This is a genomic window from Sphingobium sp. BS19 (assembly GCF_027925545.1).
Taxonomy (GTDB): Bacteria; Pseudomonadota; Alphaproteobacteria; order Sphingomonadales; family Sphingomonadaceae; genus Sphingobium.
The window spans coordinates 1-5,311 of sequence record NZ_BSEF01000057.1 but is presented as its reverse complement, the minus strand read 5'-3'; the positions used below and the strand labels follow the sequence as shown (position 1 = coordinate 5,311).

General features: G+C 58.0%; 6 protein-coding genes and 1 pseudogene. 2 read left to right on the top strand and 5 right to left on the bottom strand.

Annotation, left to right across the window (positions count from 1 at the left end; translation table 11 throughout):
- Positions 1-786: IS5 family transposase (locus tag QMG56_RS22970; protein ID WP_281825204.1), on the top strand; the 786-nt coding region annotated here is incomplete at its 5' end.
- Positions 734-1,393 (top strand): hypothetical protein, encoded by a 660-nt coding sequence (locus QMG56_RS22965; protein WP_281825203.1) that lies wholly within the window; start codon positions 734-736, stop codon positions 1,391-1,393. The genes QMG56_RS22970 and QMG56_RS22965, both read left to right, overlap by 53 nt.
- A gap of 191 nt (positions 1,394-1,584) precedes the next feature.
- Here the strand turns inward: QMG56_RS22965 and QMG56_RS22960 are convergent, their stop codons facing one another.
- From QMG56_RS22960 to QMG56_RS22945, 5 genes and pseudogenes are all read right to left on the bottom strand, one after another.
- The gene (locus tag QMG56_RS22960; RefSeq protein WP_281825201.1) at positions 1,585-2,460 is read right to left on the bottom strand and encodes a hypothetical protein; all 876 of its coding nucleotides are present in this window, start codon (positions 2,458-2,460) and stop codon (positions 1,585-1,587) included.
- A 374-nt stretch (positions 2,461-2,834) separates the two neighbouring features.
- The gene (locus tag QMG56_RS23630) at positions 2,835-3,257 is read right to left on the bottom strand and encodes an META domain-containing protein (protein ID WP_350339861.1); all 423 of its coding nucleotides are present in this window, start codon (positions 3,255-3,257) and stop codon (positions 2,835-2,837) included.
- Complete coding sequence (locus tag QMG56_RS22955) at positions 3,257-4,444, bottom strand: S1 family peptidase (RefSeq protein WP_281825199.1); 1,188 nt, start codon at positions 4,442-4,444, stop codon at positions 3,257-3,259. Before QMG56_RS22955 ends, QMG56_RS23630 begins: the two co-directional genes overlap by 1 nt.
- A gap of 117 nt (positions 4,445-4,561) precedes the next feature.
- A complete protein-coding gene (locus QMG56_RS22950; RefSeq protein WP_281825197.1) occupies positions 4,562-5,164 on the bottom strand; it encodes a sensor histidine kinase in 603 nt (200 codons plus the stop codon).
- 38 nt (positions 5,165-5,202) lie between these two features.
- Positions 5,203-5,311, bottom strand: a pseudogene (locus QMG56_RS22945) (IS5/IS1182 family transposase); the annotation flags it as partial.

Below are 5,311 nucleotides of genomic sequence, written 5' to 3'. Positions count from 1 at the left end.
CGCTATTCCAGTGATATGACGGAGCGGGAATGGTCGTTGGTGGCTCCCTTCATCCCACCAGCCAAGCGCGGAGGCCGGCGCCGCAGGACGGACATGCGCGAAGTCCTGAATGCCTTGCTCTACATCGCCGCGAGTGGCTGTGCCTGGAGGCTGCTCCCGAAGTGCTTCCCGCCCGTCTCGACAGTTCAGCGGTATTTCTATGCGTGGCGCAATGCGGGCCTTCTCGACGCTATGAACGTGGTTCTGGTCATGAACTTGCGTGAGATCGAGGGCCGCGAAGCCTCTCCGAGCGCCGGTGTCATCGATAGCCAGTCAGTGAAGACCACCGAGAGCGGCGGTCCCTGCGGCTATGACGCGGGCAAGAAGATCAAGGGCAGGAAGCGCCACATCCTGACGGACACTTGCGGCTTTCTGATCTTCATCCTCGTGCACACCGCCGATATCCAGGACCGTGATGGCGCCGTCGACGTCCTGCGGGCCGTGCGACAGCGCTTTCCCTGGCTGCGCCATGTCTTCGCCGACGGAGGCTATGCCGGCGACAAGCTCAGGGATGCCCTCGCCGGATCGGGATGCTGGACGATCGAGATCATCAAGCGCTCCGACAAGGCCAACGGATTCCAGGTCCTCCCGCGCCGATGGGTCGTCGAACGCACCTTCGCATGGCTCGGCCGATGCCGTCGCCTCGCCAAGGACTGGGAAACAACCCTAGCCTCATCAACAGCATGGGCCACCATTGCTTCCATCCGCATGGTCACCCGGCGAACTGCAAGGTATTGCTACGCTTGAGGAACTTCCGAGTCAGGCTCTTAGAGCCGACGGAACCATCGACATTATCGTCGAAGGGGCGCAGGCGCCAAGGGTCAACGGTCTGCTTAAATCCGCTGGGGTGGAAGGAGTTGAAAAAACCAGGGTAAGGCCGACACGAGGAATGCGCAAAGCTGGTCAGCACAAAGGAGAAGCGAATGCGCTTCTGGGTGGTCAGCTCGTCTATGGTGCTACGGGTACCTGCACTGCAGGATTCACCGTTTTCAAGATCGCGAGCACGACGACCCGCTATAAGATCACGTCGGGTCATTGCGACAACGAGCTCTGGAGCGCAGACCAGACTTATCTCCCGTTCGTCGAGCAGCGGGTCGGGGCCAACACCCCTTATGATGTACAATGGCACAGCCAAGGGACGTTTCCGAAATTCACCAACACCATCAAAAACGGGTCCACCGCAACACTGGCGATCACAGCTGTATATCCTCAGTCGGCGTTCCAGAATGGGGAATATCTATGCAAGTATGGATACACTACATATAAGACATGCGGAAATATTGTCTCCACACCAGTTACAATTTGCAGGGAGTACCTGCTACTTTTGTGCAAGTACGTCACCCTCAAGGCCTGAATCTATCGGAAAATGGCGATAGCGGGGCGCCCTGGTTTAGTGAAACATATAACGAGGCTTGGGGTGTTCATTCTGAAAGCGGCTATTATCCGGATGAGAATGACGCCATTTTCATGCCGGTACGCTATCTTGAAGACTTTGGCCTGAGGGTTCTGACAAGTCCGTAAGACAGGGGCTTCATATCGATGCTGCTATCCAGGGTGGCGCTCCCAGTCCGCCGCATAAATGCCGAATTGCCGTTGATAGTCAGCTTCGCTCGTTAGGACCACGGCGTAGTCCCGGCTGCGAAGGATGAAGCGATTGTTGCTCACGCGCTCGGCTGCCGGCGATTGCGTGAGCAACGCGGCGAGCATCGGCTCGACTTCGGTGGGAGCAGGGGTGACTACCCGGCAATCAACGGTGGTCGCAGGCTCGGCCCCGCTGTCGCGTCGTAACACGAAATCGCTTGTATAGGTGACTCGCAGGGATGCTGTTGGACAGCGGCTATAGCTTAGCGTTCTTCCCCCAATGCGGAGTCGACCAGGGGCAAACATGGCCCCCCAGCCTCGTTGGCCCCGTTGGTCTCTGCCTTCGAACTGCATGAAGCTGACAACCCGCCAAATTCCGGTGATTTCCGACAGCGGCGGACCCATAGCCAACCGGCGTCTCGAGGATTGCTCCAGCAGCAACTCGTGATGGGAATTCCATATCCGCAAGCGGCCGTCCGGCAATAACCCAACTTGCGGCCGCGCGCGGAAAAAGCTGAAGAAAGTTGCGTCCCGCGCCTCGCGCTCTGGGCCACAGCCCATAGCCGTCTGCGTGCTTTTGTCGACCGCGGCAGGCGTCAGCGCACCGCCTTCAATATGCCCGGCCATGCCTGAGTGATTGCAGCTGATGGCGAAGCGCAAGCTGCGGTGGCCGATATCGACATAGGCGTGGCGCTGACCATCGTTATCGAGCCGAGGAGGCGAATGATTGTCGAATCTCACGATGTCCCATTCGCCCACGATTTCAGCTAGTGCATTGACGGTTCGGGGAGCTCGGGTGGCAGGTGCCTGCAGCTGCGGCTCCGGCTCCGCCTCCAGCACAGGGGGCACGGCAGAACAGCCTGCGATCAGTGTAGTCAGGAGGGTGAGCAGGATTGAATGAGAATTCCGCATGGCGTCAGCTAGCATGGCGCTCATGAGCGATCGGTGAACCCCGTCGCGGTGATTTGCTCGCCGTCCATTCCCAGAACTCGATCCCCTGCGAGAACCCCGCGCCGCTCCGCAACGTGCCATCCATCGCTGCCAGAACCGTGTCAATTAGCGCTGATATCTACACGCGCATAGCCGTAAATCATGGCGCGATTCTGCATCAGATTTTTGCATCAGGGAAGGGCGCGGAAAAGCGCGGCTTTCGGTTTGATGCGAAACTTTTGATTTTTGCATCGTTCCAAAGCCGCTCCAAATGCCGGACTGACTTACATCCCTGCGTCAGTACGTTTTAGGCGCCAGCTTACGGCAGCACCCATAAGCGAAATCCTTCCTTTCTCGCGCTGGATGACGCGGTAGGGAGAGGACGCGAGCAAACTCTGAGCTATCTCGCCGGCGCGAGCAGCTTCTGGGCGGCCTCCGCATTCAAGAGCAGTTATGTCAGCCTCGGAGATCGTAAGCGTGTCAGACACTAGCTGATACCGCGCGCTGATTGAATTGCACGCTACAGTACCAGTAATTGTGCCGTCATCTAAGAATCTGAGAGTTAAGGCAGGTACGCCTCCGTTTCGAGAGGAATCAACCTCCCATGAGCCAGCAACCCCATTAGACGACGCCTCTTGGATGGGCGATGGGGTAATACAACCGCCCAGCGCAAGCACCAAAGGTACAATGGAGAATATCCCGCGCATCAATTTGTCGCTACCGAAAGCCCGAGGCCACTAATCCGTTTGATTGGCATGAACATCATCTGTCCTACTTGGTCCGCTGGTGCGGTGACTTTCGAATGAACAATGCCGTATGCGGTCGCCTGACCTGCCGACGCGCCACCGCCGAACACAGGACCGCCGCTGTCGCCGGAGTCCGCCATATTGCCGCTAGTGTTGCGCTTTACCCGAACCCAATAGCCAGTCGAGCCATTGTAAGTGGTCGAAGAGTTTGTAGCTTCAATCGTGCCGCAGGTGTAACCTGTGGTAGCGCCTTGCTTGCAAACAGTCGTGCCCACAGGGAAGGTGGTGGGATCCGCCGTTCCCGTCACCGTCAGGCTTGATGTTGAGTACTTTATCGTGTTCGTGATCGTATTTCCTGCCGAGACCGTCCGCCATTCATAATCGTCACTGCCAGAGTTCATCTGCCCCTGCCAAGTGAACGACACACCCTGACTTGTGAACGGACTATTTTTGACGCAGGAACTTCCAGCACCAATGCACTCGCCAACGTGTGCGGCTGTTAGAATGCCGCGTGTAGTGCCCTTGATCACGGCAAAACCCAGCGTGCCGTTCTCGTAGAAGCCAGCGCTATCTGTTTGTGTGGTGAGTTGCTCACCACCCCGGACGCTCGCCACAAGCTGGTCACGTTTGTCGGCGGCGACAAACTCCGTGTCATCATCCGCAAGGCCTGCGCCCTTGAGTTTTCCACGAACACGATCTGGGCTGGGAGCGTAGATCGCCAAGCGACCTTTGCGCACATCAACCTCGGTGCCAAAATTTGGCTCGCTCGCAGCTAGGGCTTTGATTGCTGCTTCTTGTTTATTGCGCAATGCAACCAGGGGCTGCGCAGCCTTCTCCGCCACAATTAACGGATTGCTTGTATAACGCGACAGTAGTTGCTCGGCACCCCCAACCAGTCGAACAACGACGCGGAACTTAGGGGAATGCTCAATATAAATTCCCCCAAAGCGCACGCTTTCCGCTTCTGCCAGCTTCGCTTGAAGCTCGATCGCCTCATTCATCGCATCCATTTGAACCTTGGCTTCATCTGCGGACAGCCCGAAGTCGGTGGCATACTGCGTAAGGATCGGATCTTCAGTCGTTTGAGCGTAGGCCAATCCCGGTGAGAGGCTAAGAACCGAAGCCACAAGCAAGATATTGATCTTCATGTTTCACCTTTCTTGGCTATACGCTCGCCATTCTAAAGGTGAGTTCGCATTATTGTTCCTAGCGCACCCGCGCCCTGTCTGGGCTGGCGAACACTCTGGCGCTATGCCAGATTCACGTCAGGCCTCGACCGCAGTCAGAGGGGCGAGCAAGGTCCAAACGATGCCCGACGTCGGAAAGTCCAGCTCGGCACGGCCGCACAAGCTGCGGCTCGCCGCCGTGCATATCAGCCGCGACCCAAAACCCTGGCGCTCGGGCTTGACGACTCGCGGGCCGCCCCGTTCGGCCCATTGCATCCAAAGTTCGGCCTCGGCGCCCGAATCCAGTACCTTCCATGTCAACTCGATCGTGCCCGTTTCATTGGACAGCGCACCATATTTGATCGCGTTCGTCGCCAGCTCGTGAAAGGCAAGGGTCAACGTCATCGCCGCCTTGGGGCCGATTGTGACCGTGGGGCCAGCGAGGCGCATGCGGTCAGCGCCAAGGGTGAAGTGCGCAAGCGCGTTCTCGGCCAGCGCCGGCAGCGGTGCGGCTTCCCAATCATGGGCTAGAAGCTGCTCGATCGCACCGCCCAGCGCCGCCAATCGCTCGTCAATGGTCGATCGGGCGTCCTCGATCGACTCGGCCCTCTGCAAGCTTTGACTGACAAGGGAGCGAACGATAGTGAGAATGTTCCTGAACCGATGCTCAAGCTCACGCATCCGGGTTTCAGTATCGACCATAATTCTACGCGCCCCTTAGAGCCTGACTCGGAAGTTCCTCAAGCGTAGCAATACCTTGCAGTTCGCCGGGTGACCATGCGGATGGAAGCAATGGTGGCCCATGCTGTTGATGAGGCTAGGGTTGTTTCCCAGTCCTTGGCGAGGCGA